An 18525-nucleotide genomic window follows, 5' to 3' on the forward strand; every position below is an offset into this window, starting at 1 on the left:
CGTGACCGATCCGTTGCGTCCGCCGGGGAGTGTCTTGTGGTGCCGTCCCGGTCACCGCTCACGGATGAGCACGCCCTGCCTTCTGCGGCATTCACTCCCGGAGCACGCAGTGCCCTGCCTGGGGAGAAGGGAGTCAGGGAAGAGGCGAGGAGGCGCGTCGCGTAGAAGACGAGTGGGGCCGATGCGCCCGCCGCGCCGTCCCCACCGCCTGGGGCAGGGCCGCCAGGAGGCGCTCGACGTCGTCGGGAGACGTGCCCGTGCCCATCGTGCAGCGCAGCGTCCCCCGCGCCGCCTCCTCACCCAGGCCCATCGCTATCAGCACATGGCTCGGGCCGCTCACCCCCGCATGGCAGGCAGACCCCGCCGAGGCGTCGATCCCCGCCATATCCAGGGCCATGAGAAGCGCCTCCGCGCTCACCCCCTCGAACCACAGATGAGCCGTCCCCGGCAGATGCGGCGCTCCCTCCGGCAGGGTCGCGTGCGCGCCCGGGATCGCCAGCGCCCCCGCCAGCAGACGGGCCCGCAGCCCTTCCAGGCGCTCCGCCTCCGACTCCCGCTCCGCCACCGCCAGCTCAAGAGCCAGCGCCAGCGCGCGGGCGCCCACCACGTCCTGCGTGCCCGATCGCAGGCCCCGCTCCTGGCGGCCCCCGCCCATCGGCGCCACCAGCTCCAGATCGCGCCGCGCCACCAGCGCCCCCACGCCCACCGGCGCGCCCAGCTTGTGCCCGGAGACGCTCACCGCGTCCAGGCCCCAGCCATGAGCATCCAGCGGAACCCTTCCCACGGCCGCCACCGCGTCGCAGTGCACCGGCACGTACCCCGGCCGTCCCGGCCGCCGCTCGCCGCTCGCCTCCCGCACCGCCGCGACGATCCCCGCCACATCCTGAACGGCCCCCGTCTCGTTATTTGCCGCCATGACGCTCACCAGCGCCACGGGGCCCGGCGCGCCCCCGTCCTCGAGGCGGGCCGCGCCCCCGTCCGGCGCGCCACCGTCCGCCGGCGCCTCCCGCGCCTCCCGCACCACCGCGGCCGCGGTCTCCGGCCGCACCAGCCCCGCGCCGTCGACCCCCAGGACCCGCAGGCGCGCCCCCAAGCGCTCCCTCGCCGTCCTCGCCGAATCCAGCACCGCCGGATGCTCCACCGCCGAGACCGCCAGCACCCCGCCCGGGACCGCCAGAGCCCGCCCCGCCACCACCAGCCCATCGGACTCCGTCCCACCAGAGGTCAGGATCACCTCGTGCGCGTCCACCCCCAGGACCGCCGCGATCCGGCCCCGCGCCTCGGCCAGGAGCCCCGCCGCCTGACGGCCCGAGCCATGCGGCGCCGCCGGATTCGCCAGCGCCCCGTCCACCCGGCCGCCTGCCTCGCCGGCCATCTCAGCCATGTCCCGCGCCACCTGCTCGGCAACCTCAGGGCGCGCCGGCGCCGTCGCCGCATGATCGAGGTAGGTCCGCATGGGGGAACCCTAGAGGATCGCCCGGTGGGGCCCGCGCCCCGTGACGGCGCCTCCCCGCCTGGTGGGAACCATTGGGCAGACGAGCGGGGAAAGGCGCATGGTGGGCCCATGCCCTCCTCATCCAGCGCCCCGCGATCCAGCGCCCCGCGTCCCGCCGCGCCTCATGAGACCGACCGGGAACCGCCCGCGGCGCGGCGCGCGCTCCGCGCCCGATCCGACTCTCTCGCACCACCGATGCTGTCACGCGGCCGGATCGACCGGGACGCCGCGCGCCGCGGCGAGCCCGGGCTCCTGGAGCGCCTCGCCTCCGACCCCTCCACCCGGCTGGTCCTGGCCGACGCCCGGGGGCGCGTGGCGCTCGCGGCCCCCGCCATCCGCCCCGATCTGCCCCTGGACGGACTCACGCCCTTCGAGTCCGCGCCGGAGAACCTGCGCCTGGCCCATCTGCGCGCCACCGACGCGGACCTGAGCGGGCTGCTCCTCATCTACCTCGGCCGCTCCCCGCGCGCCGGCGCGGTGGGTGAGGGGGGAGCGAGCGGGCCGGGGGAGGAGGCCGAGGGAGCCAGCTGGATCGCCGCGATCATTCCCGACGGCGCTCCCGCCACCACGGCCGCAGAGCCCCAGGACGCCGAGGTCGCCAGGCGGCCCCACGCCGACCTCGAGCGGATCCTCGCGGCCAACCCGCTGTCCGCGCTGCGCGCCGTCGGCGCCGCCCTCGACGCCCACGACGCCGGGCTCGCCACCGCCGCCGTCGCCCTGGCCGCCTGGCACGCCTCCGCCCCCCACTGCGCCGCCTGCGGGGCCCGCACCGAGCCCTGCGAGGCCGGCTGGGCCCGCCGCTGCCCGCGACCCAGCGGCTGCGGGGCCATCTCCTTCCCCCGCACCGACCCCGCTGTCATCATGGCGGTCACTGACGAGCGCGACCGCATCATCCTCGTCCACTGCGCCGCCTGGCCGCCCCGGCGCTACTCCACCGTCGCCGGATTCGTCGAGGCGGGGGAGTCCGCCGAGGCCGCCGTCGCCCGGGAGGTCGCCGAGGAGATCGGGCTGCGGGTCGAGGCGGTCGAGCACGTCGCCACCCAGCCCTGGCCCTTCCCCCGCTCCCTCATGCTCGGCTACCGCGCCCGCCTCGCCCCCGGCGAGGGCCCCGCGCGCCCCGACGGAGAGGAGGTCACTGACGCCGCCACCCTGTCCCGCGCGGAGCTGGCGGAGGCCGTGGCCGCCGGGGAGGTCATCCTCCCCGGGCCCACCTCCATCGCCCGCCTGCTCATCGAGGACTGGTACGGCGGGCGCCTTCCCGAGGCGCCGGCGTGGAGCGGCGCCCGCCCGCCCGGGGCGCCCGCGCCCCAGTGACCGTGAGCGGTGGGCGGATCGCGATAAGCGCCGCCGGAATGCGTCAGCGGGCCGTGGCAGGCTGTGCCCGATGAGCAAGCCCAGCCCGACCCCCGACGCCCCCGGCCCCACCCGGGCCGGGCGGCCGCTGAGCCCCGCCCAGCTGCTCGACGCCCTCGACCCCGATCAGCGCGCCGTCGCCGAGCATGTGGAGGGCGCCCTGTGCGTGCTTGCTGGTGCTGGCACCGGCAAGACCCGCGCCATCACCTACCGCATCGCCCACGGCGTCGCCGTCGGCGCCTACCACCCCCACCAGCTCCTCGCCCTCACCTTCACCAAGAAGGCCGCGGGCGAAGCTCCGCGGCCGCCTGCGCGCGCTGGGCGTCGAGGGCGCCCAGGCCCGCACCTTCCACTCCGCCGCCCTCAGCCAGCTCCGCTACTTCTGGCCCAGCGCCGTCGGCGGGCGGATCCTCCCCCTCCAGCCCGGCAAGGCCCCCCTCATCGCCGTCGCCGCATCCCGGCTCGGCCTGGGAACGGACCGCGCCCTCATCCGGGACCTCGCCGCGGAGATCGAATGGGCCAAGGTCACCAACACCCTCCCCGAGGACTACGCCCAGGCCGCCACCGCGCGCGGGCGCGGCGCCGCCGGGCTCGATGCCGGCACCATCGCCTCCGTCCTCCACCTCTACGAGGAGGCCAAGAGCGAGCGCGGCGTCATCGACTTCGAGGACGTCCTGCTCATCCTCGCCGGCATCCTCGCCGAGCGGGAGGACATCGCCGCCCGCGTGAGGAGCCAGTACAAGCACTTTGTGGTCGACGAGTACCAGGACGTCTCCCCGATCCAGCAGCGCCTGCTGGACCTGTGGCTCGGGCGGCGCCGCCAGCTGTGCGTCGTCGGGGACGTCTCCCAGACCATCTACTCCTTCGCCGGCGCCACCCCGGACTTCCTCACCGGGTTCGCCTCCCGGTACGACGGCGCCCGCGTCATCCGCCTCAACCGCGACTACCGCTCCACTCCGCAGGTCGTCTCCCTGGCCAACCGGGTACTCGCCCGCTCCCGGCGCGGGTCAGGGGCGCTGCGCCTGCCCGCCGGAGCCGTCGAGCTCGTCGCCCAGCGCCCCAGCGGCCCCGCCGTCCGCTTCGACTCCTACGAGGATGACACCGCCGAGGCCGCGGGCGTCGTCGAGCAGGTGGGGCGGCTCACCGCCTCCGGGGTGCCCCTGTCCGAGATCGCCGTCCTCTACCGCACCAACTCCCAGTCCGAGGCCATCGAGCAGGCGCTGGCCTCCGCGGGCATCGGATACCTCGTGCGCGGCGGGGAGCGGTTCTTCGAGCGCGACGAGGTCAAGCGCGCCATGGTGCTGCTGCGCGGCGCCGCCCGCACCGAGGCCGCCACGCTCACCGGGGACGTCGCCCGCGACGCCCGGGAGATCCTCGCCCGCGAGGGGTGGGCCGAGCAGCCCCCCGCCGCCCGCGGCGCCCAGCGCGAGCGCTGGGACTCCCTCAACGCCATCATCTCCCTCGCGGACGAGCTCGCCCCCCGCCCCGGCTCCAGCCTCGACTCCCTCATCGCCGAGCTCACCGAGCGCGCCGATGCGCAGAACGCCCCCACGGTCGACGGCGTCACCCTGTCCTCCCTCCACGCCGCCAAGGGCCTGGAATGGGACGCGGTGCTCCTCGTCGGCGCCTGCGAGGGGCTCCTGCCGATCTCCCTGGCCGAGGGGCCCGCCGCCCTGGAGGAGGAGCGGCGCCTGCTCTACGTGGGCGTCACCCGCGCCCGCGAGCACCTCCTCATCTCCTACGCCCGCGCCCGTCACCCCGGGGGCCGCGCCTCCCGCCGCCACTCCCGCTTCCTCGACGGCCTCTGGCCCACCGACGTCGGCGCGGCGGGAAGCGGGGAGCGCCGCCGGGGCGGTGGCGGCTCCTCGCCGCGCGCCCGCGCCAAGGAGGCCGCCGCCCTCTTCGAGCAGGAGAACGCCCCGGCCACCATCGCCCTGTTCGAGGCCTTGCGCGCCTGGCGGGCCGAGGAGGCCAAGGGGCGCTCCGTGCCGGCCTACACGGTCTTCGCGGATACGACGCTGCGGTCCATCGCCGTCGTCAAACCGGGCACCCGTCAGCAGCTCGCCCTCATCCGCGGCGTGGGCCCGGTCAAGATCGAGGCCTACTCCGAGGCCGTCCTCGCCATCGTCCGCGAGCAGGCCGGCTAGGGCGCCCGGCCTACTCCGACTCCAGCGCCGCGCAGGCGCACTCCGGGTGCGGCAGCCACCGCCGCTCCAGCCCCAGGGGCTCCGGCCCGGAGATCTCCAGGCTGCGGGCCGCCCACGTCCCCGGCCCATCGGCCAGCACCTCCAGCACCGCCCTCGCCACGAGCCCCGACGCCTGATGCGCCAGAAGCCGCTCGATGCGCGGCGCGGGCAGTCCGCGCTCCTGCGTGGCCACCGCCGGCCAACGCGGGTCGGCATCCCGCTCATGCAGATCGAGGCAGGCCGCGCACAGGGCCCGGCCCGGCTCCATCAGCGGGCCGACTCGCACGCTCACCTCCCGCACCACCACCGGCAGATGAGGGGCGTCGGCCCGCGCCAGGCTCCGCGCCCGGACCGGATCGATGAGATGCGGCTCCACGGTGAGCATGAGGTCGGGGAGCGCGCGCAGCGGGGCCCGCCGAGCCGTCGTCGGGAAGGACTGGGCGACAGCGGCGTCGAGGGACGGGTCCTCGGCCAGGACCGTGCCCACCCCGGCCTCGGCGAGGAAGGTGATGGCTTCACGGGCGATCGCCCCCGGCGCCCCGTCGTCGAGGCGCCCCAGGACCGCCAAGCGGGCCTCGCCCAGGCGCTGGGCGCGCGCCGAGGCGCCGCCGGGGGAGCGCAGGCGCTCCCAGTACAGGATGTCGTCGGCCTCGCGCCCCCCGTCCGGGAGCGGCTCCTCACGCAGCATCCCGGCCTCGCGCAGCCTCCCGACGAGCTCGTGGGCGCGGCGCAGGGGCAGGTCGGCCAGGCGCGCGGAGCGGGACAGCGAGACCCTGTCGATGCCCTCGTCGAGGCGGTCGATGAGCCGCTGCTCCGCCGCGCTCATCCCCTTCAGGACGACGGCGTTGCCCGCCTCGGCTCCGATCTGGCACTCTCCGTGGCCCCGCCACAGGACGGGGGACGCTCCGCGCAGACGCATGACGACGCACTCCTCACGGCCGCCATGGGAACGGGGGACCGGTGAACCGGTGGTGGGGCGGCCGGGATCAGCCTGGCACCCCAGGCGGCGCCGTGCCAGGGGCGCGGGCGGATCTGTGGAAAACCGCCCTTCTCCGCAGGCTGGGAACCGGTTTCGACGCGGTTTTCGACCGGTCTCGGTCACGGGGCGGGGCGGGTCCTACGGCGGCGAGGCCGGCATCGGGGTACCTTGTGCGATGCGCCGGGCGGGCGGTACTGCCGACGCCTCCCGGAGCGCCAAGCGCAGGAGGAGACATGAGCAGCAGCACGCCGATCCGCATCGGGGCCATCGACCTGGGGCCATCCGCGGGGAGGGTCATCGTCGGCACCATCGACGACGGCCGCATCACCCTGACCGAGACGCGGCGCTTCTCCAACAGCGCCATCCCCCTGCCCACCCGCGCCGGTGAGCGCCTCTACTGGGACGTCCTGCGCCTGTGGAGCGAGATCCGCGAGGGGCTGCTCACCGCGGTGCGCGATATCGGACCCCTGTCCGCCATCGGCGTGGACGCCTGGAGCGTCGACTACGGCCTGGTCGATGGCAACGGCGTCCCCGCTGGCATGGTGAGTGCCTACAACTCCCCGCGCACCAAAGGGATGCCCGAGCGGCTCTTCGCGGCGATCCCCGCCGGGGAGCTCTACCGCATCAACGGCCTGCAGGTGCAGGAGTTCAACACCGTCTTCCAGCTCCTCGCCGAGGACCTCGACGGCGGCCTGCCCACCCCCGGAAACGGCCTGCCCTCCCGGACGCTGCTCCTCCTTCCCGACCTCATCGCCTGCTGGCTCACTGGATCGATGTACGCCGAGGTCACGAATGCCTCGACCACCGGCCTGGTGGATGTGAGGACCCGCAGCTGGTCCCGCCCGCTGGTTGAGCGCCTGCGCACGGACGTGGGCCTGGACCTGGTGGGCGTGCTCCCCGAGACGATCGAGGCGGGCGCCGTCATCGGACCCGTGCGCCGCGACGCCCTCGAGGTCTTCGGGCCGGACGGCGCGCCCACGCCCGTGGTCGCCGTCGGCTCGCGCGACACCGCCTCCGCCGTCGTCGCCGTGCCCGCCCAAGACGAGGACTTCGCATACGTGTCCTGCGGGACCTGGTCGCATGTGGGGCTTGAGCTGGACCGACCCGTGCTCTCCGAGGCCTCCCGGCGAGCCAACTTCACCAACGAGCTCGGCGTCGACGGGACAGTGCGATACCTCAAGAACGTCGTGGGGCTGTGGGCGCTCAACGAGGCCGTGCGCACCTGGGGGCGCCAGGGGCTCGACGTCTCCCTGGCGGACCTCGATGCCGCCGCCGAGTCCAGCGAGCCGCTGCGCACCATCATCGACCTCGACGACGGCTCCTTCCGGGCCCCGGGGGACATGGCCGCCCGCATCGATGACGCCGCCCGTGCGACCGGGCAGCCGCGCCCCCGCACGATCGGCGAGTACGCGCGGTGCATCAACGAGTCCCTCGCCCTCGCCTACCGGAGAGCCGTGCGCGAGGCCGTGGCGCTGTCGGGCAAGCGGGTGGGCGTTCTGCACATGGTCGGCGGGGGAGTTCGCAACCGCCTCCTGTGCCAGTTGACCGCGGACGCCACCGGCCTGCGCGTGGTGGCGGGACCCGTCGAGGCAGCGGCGCTGGGGAGCATCGCCGTCGCGGCCCGCGGCGTCGGGCTCATCGATGGCGACCTGGCGCAGTTGCGCTCCCTGGTGCGGGCCTCCTCGGAGATCGTGGAGTACGCGCCGAGCCCCGACGCCGCGGCCGCCTGGGACGCTGCTGAGCGCCGGGTATTCGGAGAGCCCCTGACCCAGTCGTGAACCACAGCCCCGCGGGTGGGGGGCGGGCGTCGGGCGCCTGTGGACGGGGACCCGGTCTCGTCGCTGTTTTCGACCGGTCTCGGTGCGTTTTTCGACCGGTCTCGATCTGAGGGGGTCAGCGGGAGGCGACCGCTTGGCAGGTGGTGAGGGACGAGGTGTCGTCGGCGGCGATGCCCTCGGCGGCCCGCACCGCCTCATGCAGGTTGGACACCGCGTAGACCTCCATGCCCTCGGGCTCGTGGCCCAGGACGTCCCCGCAGTTGCCCGCGGGGGCGAGGAAGTAGCGCGACCCGGCGTTGGAGGCGCCCGCCATCTTCTGGGCGATGCCGCCGATGGGCCCGATCGCGCCATCGGCGGAGATCGTCCCCGTCCCGGCGATGTCCTTGCCGCCGGTGAGATCCCCCGGGGTGACCTTGTCGACGATGCCGAGGGCGAACATCGAGCCGGCGCTCGGCCCGCCCACGTCCGACAGGGAGAAGGTCGCGTTGACATCGGAGTTCGCGCGCACATCGAGCATGACGCCCAGGAGCGAGCCCTCGCGGCCCGAGTCCTTCCCCGGGGCGAGGGTCGTCATCGCCAGGGTGACGTCCTGCCCGTCGCGGCTCACCACGACCTGGACCTCGGCGCCCGGCGCGATGGTGGTCATGAGCTCCTGGAGCTGGGCGTAGGTGGCCGGGGCCGTCGTCCGCCCTCCCGCGGGCGTGATCGAGCGGATGACATCCCCGGCCCTGAACACGCCGTCGCCCCGCTCCTGCGAGGTGCCCCGCACGGTGAGGACCATGGAGTCCGCCAGCCCGGTCTCCAGGAGAGCGGCGGTCACCGCCGTGTCCTGCGAGCTCGTCAACTGGGCCTGCTCCACCTCGTGCTGCTGCTCGGCGGTGACGCCCTTGGGGCAGACCTTGTCGCGGTCGAGCACGACCTCATCGGGGTCGAACCAGGCGTGGATGACGTCCAGCGCGGTCACCGGGTAGCCCGGGCAGCCGGAGACCGCCACCGTGGTCATCCGCAGCGCGCCCCGCGCGTGATAGGTCTCGGTGCCCGAGACGTTGATGAGATCGGTGGACTGGCCCCCGGACTGGACGGTGCCGAGCACGTTCCAGGTGCGCCCCGGGCTCTCGATGACCTTCGGGACGGGGATCGTCGCCGCCGCGATGAAGGCCAGGATCCCCAGCGCCATCCCGGCCAGGAGCCAGCGCCACGGGTGGGCGATGCGCGGGCGGCCCCCAGCGGCGGCCTCAGGGGCGGCCCCCGGGTCCGGAGCCGCGGCGGTCGGCGCGCTGGCGGGTGAGCCGGAGGAGGGGAGCGTCGGGTCGGAATGCTCGGTCACGGGCCCCATCATGGCCCACGGGGCGGCGCCGCGCCCACACGCCCGGCCCATTCCGTCATCGCGCTGCGGGCGAAGCGCGTGCCCGGCTCGCAGGGGACCGTGGCACGATCGTCCTGTGCCCTGCGGGTGGCTCCTTCTGCCCTCGCGTCCCGGCACCGCCCCGACACCAGCCAGTCATCACCGCCAGGGAGGAACCCCATGAGCGAGGACCCCTTCGAGACGCTTGAGGAGCTCCTCTCCGCGATCCTCGGCCCGCAGACCGCGCGCGATGCCGTCGCCGCCCTGCGATCCTCCGGCATCGATCCTGAGCGGCTCGCCTCGATGGGCGGGATGGAGGAGCTCGCGCGCATGAGCCCCGGGCAGGCCATGGCGATGCGCGCGCAGCTGTCCCAGATGCTCGCCGCCTCGTCGTCCGAGCCCGTCAACTGGACCATGGGCCGTGACCTCGCCCTCCACCAGGCTCGCGAGGGCGGCGACCCCACCGTCACGGCCGCGCAGGCCCAGGCCGTCCGCCAGGCCCTGACCGTCGCCGATCTCTGGCTGGACACTGCTACCGAGCTCATGCCGGCCCCTGGTGGGCGCGAGGCCTGGAGCCGCGAGGCCTGGGTCACTCGGACCATGCCCGTCTGGAAGGACGTCTGCGCGCCCGTCGCCCAGGCCGCCACTCGCGCCCTCTCTGAGGCCCTGGCCCACCAGATGCGGGACGTTGGCGATGCCGTGGGGGGTGAGGCGGTGGGCGAGGCCGCCAAGCAGGTCGGCGCCTTGGAGGCGATCGTGCGCGCCATGGCCGGCGCCGCCTTCGGCATGCAACTCGGCCACGCCATCGGGCGGCTCGCGCAGGAGGCCGTCGCCTCCACCGAGGTCGGCCTGCCGCTGACCCGAGAGCCCGGCACCGCCCTCCTGCCCGCCAATATCAGCGCCTTCGCCGCCGAGCTGGAGGAGGACGAGGAGGAGGTGCGGATGTTCTTCGCCGTGCGGGAGGCCGCCACCGCGCGCCTCTACGCGCATGTCCCCTGGCTGCGCGGGCAGGTCATGAGCGCCGTTGAGGCCTACGCCCGCGGCATCGCCATCGACACCGACGCCGTCGAGGCGGCCGTGGCGCAGGTGGACCCGCATGACCCCGAGGCGATCCAGGCTGCCCTGGCCGGAGGGATGTTCTCCCCGCGGTCCGGCCCCGAGCAACTCGAGGCCCTCGGCCGTCTCGAGACCCTCCTGGCCCTCATCGAGGGCTGGGTGCAGGTGGTCACCGAGCGGGCGATCGCCCCGCATCTGCCGCGAGGCATGGCGCTGGCCGAGATGATGCGGCGCCGTCGCGCCGCGGGCGGCCCCGCTGAGCAGGTCTTCGCCCAGCTCATCGGCCTGGAGTTCCGCCCCCGGCTCGCCCGTGAGGCGGCCGAGCTGTGGCGGCGCATCGGCGCGGAGGCCGGCGACGCCGAGCGCGACGCCTTCTGGCAGCACCCCGACGTCATGCCCACCGCCTCCGAGCTCGCCCACCCCGAGGACTTCCTGACGATGCGGCAGGCGGACAAGGACATGGACGCCGAGATGGACGCCGATCTCGCCTCGCTGCTCGACGGTACCCTGGGCTACACCGACGCCGCCCGTGAGGCGGACAGGGCCGATCAGGGCGGGCGCGGGGAGCGGGACGAGGGGGTCGACCCGGGCCGGCCCGGCGCCCCCAGCGGGGAGGACTGAGCCCCGGCGCCCGGACGAGGGGCAGATGAGGACGAGGCTCAGATGAAGGTTGCCCGTAGGGCCTCCGCCAGCCCCGGCACCAGATCGGGGCCCTGGGCGACCATGGCGGGGGAGTCCTGGGAGCGGGCGCGCACCGCGCACCACGCCTCATTGGAGCGCAGCGCCCCGACGACGACGCGAACCTCCTCGCGATCCTGCCGGCTCTCCAGGTAGGCCAGCTGCTCGGCCTCGTCCTCGATCGCGGCGGCCTCCTCCTCCGCCTCCGCCGGCAGGATGATGCGCTCCGCGGACACGGCCACGCCGTCGACGCTCATCGGCCAGGCGAGCTGGGTGAGCAGGTCCTCCAGCGTGGACGAGGGCGGCAGGTCCTCCTGCTCGACGATCATGAGCGACTCCGGGTTCCTCCTCGCCGCCTCCACGGCGCCAGGGTCCAGGAGGTCGGCCAGGGAGGGGTCGGCCTGGAGGGCCGCCGAGGTGCGCACCAGCGCGAAGACCGCCACGGGGGCGTCCCAGCCCTGCTTCGCCATGTGCTCCTCGAGCTCCATGACGGCGTCGGCCAGGGCGACGTGGCGCGGCGAGCCGAGCGCGAGGCGGCGCGCGGTCCCAGTGACGGACGGGTTCTCCCCAGGGGTGGTCGACTGAGTCATGGGCCTATCCTCGCACCCTTTCTCCCCTTCCTCCGGCCGATCCCGGCGCCGACCGGAGCGGCCCGCTTTGATCGCCGTCTCGCGCCTATGGGACCATGGGGCCCGGGCGCCTCGGCGCCGACTCAGCCCGCGCGAGGGTCGCGCGGCACCAGCCATGGAGCGTGATCGTGAGCAACAGGTCCGACGACGATCCCATCGAGCAGCCAGATCCCGACCGGCCCGAGGACGCGCGCCGGACCCCGTCTGAGGGCGCCAAGGAGCCGGAGGGGGCGAAGGGGTCGGGGAATCCCGGGGGCTCAGCGGGCTCCGCTGACGAGCCCAGCAAGGAGGACCGCGTCCGCTCGGGAATGTTCTTCGAGGGAGACGCCGCTTTCCTGCGCCACCTCGGCGATGCCCTCAAGGCCCATGACCCCGCCTCGTCGGACGACGGCGGGGACGGGGGCTCCCGCGGTGGAAGCGGCGGCTCCGGGGGCTCCGGTGGATCTCATGGCGATGATGGGCGCGACGGCGGCCGTGCCCGCCGGCCCTCCAGCGGCGCCGCCCCCTCCCGGCGCCCGGGACCGCTCTCCCTGACGATCGGCATCCTGGCCGGGGCGGCGGCGCTCATCGGCTTCCTCTCGCGCTCGTGGACGGAAGTCCTCTGGTTCAACCAGCTGGGCTACCAGCGGGTCTTCTGGACCCACCTGGTCAGCGCGGGGGCGCTGTTCGTCATCGGGTTCGTCATCATGTTCCTGGCCACCGGCGGCGCGATGGCCGCGGCCTACCGCGCCCGCGAGATCGAGATCCCCACCGATGAGGCCACTCGCAACCTGGAGGCCTACCGCACGCTCGTCGAGCCCTCCCGCCGGCGCCTGGCCTGGCTCATCCCGGCGCTCCTGGCGCTGTTCGGCGCGGCCTGGGAGCTCGCGCCCAAGTGGCAGCAGTTCCTCCTGGCCCTCAACGCCGAGCCCTTCGGGGTGACCGACCCGCAGTTCGGCAAGGACATCTCCTTCTACGTCTTCATCCTGCCGGTGCTCACCGCGGTGGTCGGCTTCCTCATCCGCGTGGTCATCTTCGCGGGCCTGGCGAGCGTGGCCGTCCACTACCTCTACGGCGGGATCGCGGTGGCGCGCGCCCAGCACGTCACCCGCGCCGCGCGCATCCACCTCACCGGTTTCATGGCGGCCCTCAGCCTCCTGCTGGGCGCGCGCTACTGGCTGACCCGCTACACCTCGCTGCACTCCTCGAACTCCAGGTTCGACGGCGCCGCCTACACCGACGTCAACGCGGTCCTGCCCGCCCAGGCGATCCTGGCGGCCATCGCCGTCGTCATCGCGGTGCTGTTCATCGCCTCGATCCGCTCCAGCTCGTGGCGGCTGCCCATCATCGGCGTCGTCGTCATGGTCGCCTCGGCCCTGGTCATCGGGACCGGCTACCCGGTGGTCGTCCAGCGCTTCGTCGTCGAGCCCAACGCGCAGCGCGAGGAGTCGGAGTACATCGGCCGCAACATCAACGCCACGCTCGCCGCCTACGGCCTGAAGGACGCCAGCCTGACCGCCTATGACGCCAAGACCACGGCCGAGCCGGGCCAGCTGCTGGAGGACGCGGAGTCGACGGCGTCGATCCGCCTGCTCGACCCGGGCCAGATCTCCCCGACCTTCCGCCAGGTCCAGCAGAACAAGCAGTACTACTCCTTCCAGCCCCGCCTGAACGTCGACCGCTACCAGATCAACGGCAGCAGCCGGGACACCGTCATCGCGGTGCGCGAGCTCAACCTCAACGGGGTCGGCCAGGACCAGCGGACCTGGATCAACGACCACACCGTCTACACCCATGGCTACGGCGTCGTCACCGCCTACGGGAACACGGTGGCCTCCGATGGCAGCCCCGCGTTCTGGGAGGGGGGCATCCCCTCCCAGGGTGATCTGGGCTCCTACGAGCCGCGCATCTACTTCGGCCAGTCCTCCCCCAGGTACTCGATCGTCGGCGGGGACGACGGCGGTAGCCCCCACGAGCTCGACTACCCCGATGACAACGCCCCAAACGGCCAGGTGAACTCGACCTTCGCCGGCGACGGCGGCCCGAGCGTGTCGAACTACTGGAACCGGTTGCTGTACGCGGTGAAGTTCCAGGAGATGAACCTCCTGTTCTCCAAGGAGGTCCGGGAGGGCTCCCAGATCCTGTACGACCGCGATCCCGCCAAGCGCGTCGCCAAGGTCGCCCCCTGGCTCACGCTGGACGGCAACCCCTACCCGGCCGTCGTGGACGACGATGACGACCCCTCGACCCCCAAGCGCGTCCTGTGGATCCTCGACGGCTACACGACGACGAACAACTACCCGTACTCCCAGCACGACTCGCTCACGGCGGCCACCGGGTCGAACGCGCTGGTGAGGGCGCCCGAGGAGTCGAACTACGTGCGCAATTCCGTCAAGGCGGTCGTCGACGCCTACGACGGCTCGGTGCGCCTGTTCGAGTGGGACCAGGACGACCCGATCCTCAAGGCCTGGTCCAAGGCGCTCCCTGGCACGGTCACGCCGATGAGTCAGATGAGCGCAGACCTCATGGCGCATATGCGCTACCCGGAGGACCTGTTCAAGGTGCAGCGCTCCATCATGGCGAAGTACCACGTCCAGGATCCCGCCAGCTTCTACTCCGGCGGCGACTTCTGGCAGGTCCCCGACGACCCGACCCGGGACGCCGACCCGAGCAGGCAGGGCGAGTCCCCGCAGGACCCCTACTACCTGAGCCTGAAGATGCCGGACCAGGACGCGGCGAGCTTCTCCCTGTCCAGCGTCTTCATCTTCCCCGGGCGCACGGTGCTCACGGCCTTCATGGCGGTGGACTCCGAGACCTCCTCCGGCCAGCCGGGGGTGCGCAACCCGAACTACGGCAAGATACGCGTCCTCGAGCTGCCCAGGTCCTCGAATATCCCCGGCCCCGGCCAGGTCCAGGGCAACTTCAACTCCTACAACGAGGCTTCGACGGTGCTCAACCTGCTGTCCCAGCAGGGCTCCCAGGTGATCAAGGGGAACCTCTTGACCCTCCCGGTGGGAGGCGGCCTGCTGTACGTCCAGCCGGTGTACGTCCAGTCGTCCTCGGGCACGCAGTACCCGTTGCTGCGCAAGGTCCTGGTGTCCTTCGGGGACAAGGTGGGCTTCGCGGACAACCTGTCCGGCGCGCTCGATCAGGTCTTCGGCGGTGATTCCGGGGCCAAGACGGGCCAGGAGGAGGTCAACGGCGACGCCGCCGCCGCCAACGGCACCTCGACGGCGCCCATCGACTCCGGCGGGGCGGACTCGGGCGCTCCCGCCGCGGGTCCCTCAGCGGCGGCCAGCCCCGCGCCGACGACCGCTCCGGGCTCCCCGGCGACGACGGCGCCCGCCTCACCCGCCCCCAGCGCCTCCGCGACCGGTTCGACCGGCGATCCGGCGACGGACCTCCAGACCGCCCTCGCTGACGCGCGGACGGCGATAAGCGATGCTGACAAGGCGCTCAAGTCCGCCGACTGGACGGCCTACGGCGACGCGCAGAAGCGCCTCGACGCGGCGATCTCCCGGGCCGCCGACGCCCAGGGGAGGCTGAACGGTAAGTAGGGGCCACGGGGGCCGGCCGGCCGGGCTCCTGGTGAGGAAGGGCACGCTCTGCTGGCTTGAAGGCGGGCGAGGGCCCGGGCTAGAGTTTCACTCGCCGACGCGGGGTGGAGCAGTTCGGTAGCTCGCCGGGCTCATAACCCGGAGGTCGCAGGTTCGAATCCTGTCCCCGCTACGAGACCGGAGTCCCCGGCACCAGCAGGTGCCGGGGACTCCTGCGTTCCGGGCGCGTACGGGGCGGGGACCCGCGAGCCGTCGGCGGCGCCCCGGCTTGTACGACGGTTTGTGCTGGTGCGGGGTCGTTCGTTGATGGCGTTGACAGCTGGGGGCGGCCGTGTCAGTTCGTGCATGGTGATGGCTCGGCCCTATTGCTGGCGGTGTTGCTGGTCGTGCTCGCGGTCCCAGACGACCGGCGTCCCGGACGCCCGTCCGTCGGCCAGGGCCTCGAGTTCCTCAATGGCGGCCAGGTAGGTTGGGCGTCGGGAGGCCCCCGGCGAACAACTCAACAGGGAGCAGGAGCGTGGATGCCGTGAGCCTGGTGGTGAGCGTCCTCGGACTGATCATCTCAGTGACGTCCCTGATCGTGACGCTCAACGACCGCTCCGAGTGAGCGGCCGGGCGGTTGGGAGCAGCAGTAGTGCCCCCAACCGCCCGCACCGGGCCAGCCTACAACCCACCACGGAAGGGGAGGCTCAAGATGAGCGGACGGACCAGGAGGACGACCACCGCCGCGCTGGCGGCCGTCATCGCCCTCCACCACCGCCTCATCCCTCACACCGACGACAACCGCGGAGATAAGGAGCGCCATGACCAACAACCGCGCCTTCACCGAGGCCGAGCAGGCCTACTACGACCAGCTCGACGAGGACGTCACCGCCGGACGGGTTCAGCGAGTCGGATCCGTCCACCACCGTGACGGCTCGGCCATCAGCGACGACGAGCTCGACGCCCTGGCCACGGCCGGCGCCCCAGCCTCGGGCACGACCACGTCAATCGCCCACGCCCTCAACCTCGACCTGACCATCGACATGGCCGCCGCGAGCTGACCAACGAGCCCAGAGGCGCTCCCGAAGGTGCTCATCTCGCCGTTGCGCGTGACGACCATGGTCGCTTGACGTGGAGCCATAGCTCCCCGTCGTCCTCCGGGACTGGCGGGGTCTAACCCCCTCCGGGACGGCCCGTGCCCCTCAGGATAGTGGTGATCGCGTCGCGTCAGCGATGGAGTTGAGAATGTCGCTCACCTGCCGGGCCGTTTCCTTGTCCTCGCGGGGTTTGACGCGCCTGCCTCATGCCGAGCCTCATACCGTGGCCTGAGGCCGCCTCCGAGCCCTCCACGTACGGTTGCTCCCATGAGCAAGGCGATCGCGAGGCTGCGCGCCCAGGTTGATCCCGTCGGCCTGGCAGCGGCCCTCCTCATCCTGTGGAGCAGCCCCGCCTCCGCGCCCGAGGCCGTCCCCCGGCTCAGCGGCGCCGGGCAGGGCATCTACCTCGCGCTGCTCGTCGTGTGCCTGACGGCGCTCGTGGTCAGGCGCCGCCATCCCCTGGTCTTCGTGCTCGTCAGCGCGCTGGCGATGATCGCGCATATCGCCGTGTTCACGCAGATCTCAGCCTTCGCCGTCGTCGTCACCCTCATCGCCATCATCACCACCCAATCCCGCCTCGTCGCGCCCTGGCGCTGGGCGCTGCTCGGCTCCGTCTACATGGGGGTGGGCCTCGCGTTGCTCCTCGCGGCGCGCGGGATCAGGCTCCAGGACCGTCTCGACCCCGCTGGCTACGGGCCCCTCTACTGGTGCATCGTGCTCGGCTCGTCCTGGACGGTCATCACACTCGCCGCCTTCATCGGCGACGCCCGCCGCCGCCGCCGCCGCGAGCGCTACGAGCGGGCCATCGAGCGGGCGGCCGTCCTCGAGGCCCAGCAGGAGGCCGAGAGGCGGTTGGCGGTCTCCGCCGAGCGCAACCGCATCGCCCGAGGAGTGCACGACGCCGTCGGGCACTCCCTGTCCGCGATCGCCATGCAGGCCGAGGGCGCCCGGGCCGTCATGGGCGCGGACCCCGAAGCGGCCAACGAGGCGCTCGCCGTGATCGGTCGGACCTCGCGAGCGTCCATTGAGGAGGTCAGGGCCCTGCTGGAGGTCCTGCGCGACGATGAGGCGCCGATCGCCGTCGCCTCCTCCGCGCCGGGTCGCGGCGACTCCTCGGCAGCGGTCGGCCCGTCGGCGGGCGAGACCCCTGCGGCGCCCGCGCCAGTGGGCCCTCTCGCCACGGGCACCCGATCACCCAGCGGTCCGAGCCTGCTCGGCATCATCCAGGAGGCCCGGCTCGCGGGGCTCCCCGTGGCGCTGAGCATGACCACCCAGTGCGAGGCGCCGGCGAGCGCGGCCGACGCCCTGGCCCGCGTCACCCGCGAGTCCCTGGCGAATATCCTGCGTCACGCCCCCGGAGCCGCCACTCGGATCGAGCTGTGGGTCACCGACTCGGGCTGCGGGGCGGAGGTCATCAACGACGCGGGCGGCCCGGACGAGGGCCCGGGAAGCGGCCTCGGCCTTTCGGGGATGCGCCAGCGCGTCGAGGCGCTCGGCGGTAGCCTCTGCGCGGGACCGAGACCGGCGGGTGGATGGCGGGTCGCCGTCCGCCTGCCCTCGGGCCCGGTGAGCGCAGCGGTGGGGGAGGAGCAGTCATGATCCGCGTGGGACTGGCCGACGACGAGCGGCTCATCACGGCCGGACTCGCCATGATCCTGGGGGCCCAGGAGGACATCGAGGTCGCCTGGCAGGCGGTCGACGGCGCCGACGCGCTGCGCCGCTGCGCGGCCGACCCCGTGGACATCATCCTCATGGACGTGCAGATGCCGGTCATGGACGGGTTGGAGGCGACACGCGCTTTCGCCGCCGCAGGCCACCCGGGCCGCATCATCATCCTGACCACCTTCGACACTGACGGCTACGTGCTCGGCGCGATTGACGCCGGGGCCGCCGGATTCCTCCTCAAGTCGACGCCGCCCGAGCAGATCACGGCCGCGATCCGCACCGTGCGCTCGGGGGACTCAGTCATCTCGCCCGGCCCCACGCGCAGGCTGCTGAGCGCGATGCGGGACGGCCGGGCTCCGGGGGCCGGCCCGGCGGCCGCCCCCGGGGCTCCGGGCGTGGCGGGAACCGCCGCGGCGCCGTCGTCCCTCCCCGCCGAGGTGACCGAGCGGGAGCGGGAGATCCTCGGCCTCATCGCCCTGGGACTGACCAACCAGGAGATCTGCGATCGCCTGTGGCTGTCCATGGCAACGGTCAAGACGCACGTCTCGCACCTGCTGGCCAAGACCGGCAGCCGCGACCGCGTCCAACTCGTCCTCCTCGCCCTGCGGACCGGTCTGGTGGACCTGGGCAGCGTGCTCGCCGGCTAGCCGGGCGCCGCCGCGCATGGCCAAGAGATCCATGGGGCGTGACCGGGTGTTCTCCCGTCTGCCCCTACCGGCGGCCCGAGCGGGCGCTGGCGGTCTCCC

11 protein-coding genes, 1 tRNA gene and 1 pseudogene are annotated in these 18525 nt (G+C 73.5%); 9 read left to right on the forward strand and 4 right to left on the reverse strand.

What is annotated here, in order from left to right; translation table 11 throughout:
- Nucleotides 1–133: 133 nt before the first annotated feature.
- Complete coding sequence (locus ABXS69_RS04305; protein WP_366181323.1) at nucleotides 134–1456, reverse strand: cysteine desulfurase family protein; 1323 nt, start codon at nucleotides 1454–1456, stop codon at nucleotides 134–136.
- A gap of 234 nt (nucleotides 1457–1690) precedes the next feature.
- On the opposite strand from ABXS69_RS04305, the gene nudC reads away from it, so the two are divergent.
- Both nudC and ABXS69_RS04315 read left to right on the forward strand, forming a co-directional pair.
- Nucleotides 1691–2809, forward strand: a complete 1119-nt coding sequence (gene nudC, locus ABXS69_RS04310; RefSeq protein WP_366181324.1) for an NAD(+) diphosphatase — start codon at nucleotides 1691–1693, stop codon at nucleotides 2807–2809.
- A gap of 70 nt (nucleotides 2810–2879) precedes the next feature.
- Nucleotides 2880–4995 (forward strand): annotated as a pseudogene (locus ABXS69_RS04315) (ATP-dependent DNA helicase UvrD2).
- Between the two features lie 10 nt (nucleotides 4996–5005).
- On the opposite strand, the gene ABXS69_RS04320 reads toward ABXS69_RS04315, so the two are convergent.
- On the reverse strand, nucleotides 5006–5953 hold the full coding sequence (locus tag ABXS69_RS04320; RefSeq protein WP_366181325.1) for a thiamine biosynthesis protein ThiF: 948 nt from the start codon (nucleotides 5951–5953) through the stop codon (nucleotides 5006–5008).
- Between the two features lie 293 nt (nucleotides 5954–6246).
- On the opposite strand from ABXS69_RS04320, the gene ABXS69_RS04325 reads away from it, so the two are divergent.
- Nucleotides 6247–7791 carry a rhamnulokinase family protein gene (locus tag ABXS69_RS04325; protein ID WP_366181326.1) on the forward strand — a complete coding sequence of 515 codons (1545 nt, stop codon included), beginning with the start codon at nucleotides 6247–6249 and terminating at the stop codon, nucleotides 7789–7791.
- 115 nt (nucleotides 7792–7906) lie between these two features.
- On the opposite strand, the gene ABXS69_RS04330 is transcribed toward ABXS69_RS04325, so the two are convergent.
- Nucleotides 7907–9118, reverse strand: coding sequence for a S16 family serine protease (locus tag ABXS69_RS04330; protein ID WP_366181327.1), 1212 nt, complete (start codon nucleotides 9116–9118; stop codon nucleotides 7907–7909).
- A 198-nt stretch (nucleotides 9119–9316) separates the two neighbouring features.
- Here ABXS69_RS04330 and ABXS69_RS04335 point away from each other — a divergent pair, with 198 nt between their 5' ends.
- Nucleotides 9317–10813 carry a zinc-dependent metalloprotease gene (locus tag ABXS69_RS04335; RefSeq protein ID WP_366181328.1) on the forward strand — a complete coding sequence of 499 codons (1497 nt, stop codon included), beginning with the start codon at nucleotides 9317–9319 and terminating at the stop codon, nucleotides 10811–10813.
- A gap of 38 nt (nucleotides 10814–10851) precedes the next feature.
- Here ABXS69_RS04335 and ABXS69_RS04340 read toward each other — a convergent pair whose 3' ends face one another.
- Nucleotides 10852–11460: a PPA1309 family protein gene (locus tag ABXS69_RS04340; protein WP_366181329.1), complete on the reverse strand. Its 609-nt coding sequence runs from the start codon at nucleotides 11458–11460 to the stop codon at nucleotides 10852–10854.
- A gap of 167 nt (nucleotides 11461–11627) precedes the next feature.
- Here ABXS69_RS04340 and ABXS69_RS04345 point away from each other — a divergent pair, with 167 nt between their 5' ends.
- The 5 genes from ABXS69_RS04345 to ABXS69_RS04365 all read left to right on the forward strand — a co-directional run bounded on the left by ABXS69_RS04345 (nucleotide 11628) and on the right by ABXS69_RS04365 (nucleotide 18426).
- Complete coding sequence (locus ABXS69_RS04345) at nucleotides 11628–15035, forward strand: UPF0182 family protein (protein ID WP_366181330.1); 3408 nt, start codon at nucleotides 11628–11630, stop codon at nucleotides 15033–15035.
- Nucleotides 15036–15133: 98 nt separating this feature from the next.
- Nucleotides 15134–15207 (forward strand) — tRNA-Met (locus tag ABXS69_RS04350).
- A gap of 631 nt (nucleotides 15208–15838) precedes the next feature.
- Complete coding sequence (locus ABXS69_RS04355; RefSeq protein ID WP_366181331.1) at nucleotides 15839–16078, forward strand: hypothetical protein; 240 nt, start codon at nucleotides 15839–15841, stop codon at nucleotides 16076–16078.
- A gap of 303 nt (nucleotides 16079–16381) precedes the next feature.
- Complete coding sequence (locus ABXS69_RS04360; RefSeq protein WP_366181332.1) at nucleotides 16382–17713, forward strand: histidine kinase; 1332 nt, start codon at nucleotides 16382–16384, stop codon at nucleotides 17711–17713.
- A complete protein-coding gene (locus tag ABXS69_RS04365; protein WP_366181333.1) occupies nucleotides 17710–18426 on the forward strand; it encodes a response regulator transcription factor in 717 nt (238 codons plus the stop codon). Before ABXS69_RS04360 ends, ABXS69_RS04365 begins: the two co-directional genes overlap by 4 nt.
- Nucleotides 18427–18525: the final 99 nt, after the last annotated feature.

Origin of the sequence: Actinomyces timonensis (assembly GCF_040702965.1) — a bacterium.
Taxonomy (GTDB): Bacteria; Actinomycetota; Actinomycetes; order Actinomycetales; family Actinomycetaceae; genus Actinomyces; species Actinomyces timonensis_A.

Excerpts from the sequence above, each read along its gene's own strand:
- ABXS69_RS04305 (WP_366181323.1), bottom strand. The coding sequence starts at position 1,456 with ATGCGGACCTACCTCGATCATGCGGCGACGGCGCCGGCGCGCCCTGAG.
- nudC (WP_366181324.1), top strand. The coding sequence starts at position 1,691 with ATGCTGTCACGCGGCCGGATCGACCGGGACGCCGCGCGCCGCGGCGAG.
- ABXS69_RS04320 (WP_366181325.1), bottom strand. The coding sequence starts at position 5,953 with ATGCGTCTGCGCGGAGCGTCCCCCGTCCTGTGGCGGGGCCACGGAGAG.
- ABXS69_RS04325 (WP_366181326.1), top strand. The coding sequence starts at position 6,247 with ATGAGCAGCAGCACGCCGATCCGCATCGGGGCCATCGACCTGGGGCCA.
- ABXS69_RS04335 (WP_366181328.1), top strand. The coding sequence starts at position 9,317 with ATGAGCGAGGACCCCTTCGAGACGCTTGAGGAGCTCCTCTCCGCGATC.
- ABXS69_RS04340 (WP_366181329.1), bottom strand. The coding sequence starts at position 11,460 with ATGACTCAGTCGACCACCCCTGGGGAGAACCCGTCCGTCACTGGGACC.
- ABXS69_RS04355 (WP_366181331.1), top strand. The coding sequence starts at position 15,839 with ATGACCAACAACCGCGCCTTCACCGAGGCCGAGCAGGCCTACTACGAC.
- ABXS69_RS04360 (WP_366181332.1), top strand. The coding sequence starts at position 16,382 with ATGAGCAAGGCGATCGCGAGGCTGCGCGCCCAGGTTGATCCCGTCGGC.
- ABXS69_RS04365 (WP_366181333.1), top strand. The coding sequence starts at position 17,710 with ATGATCCGCGTGGGACTGGCCGACGACGAGCGGCTCATCACGGCCGGA.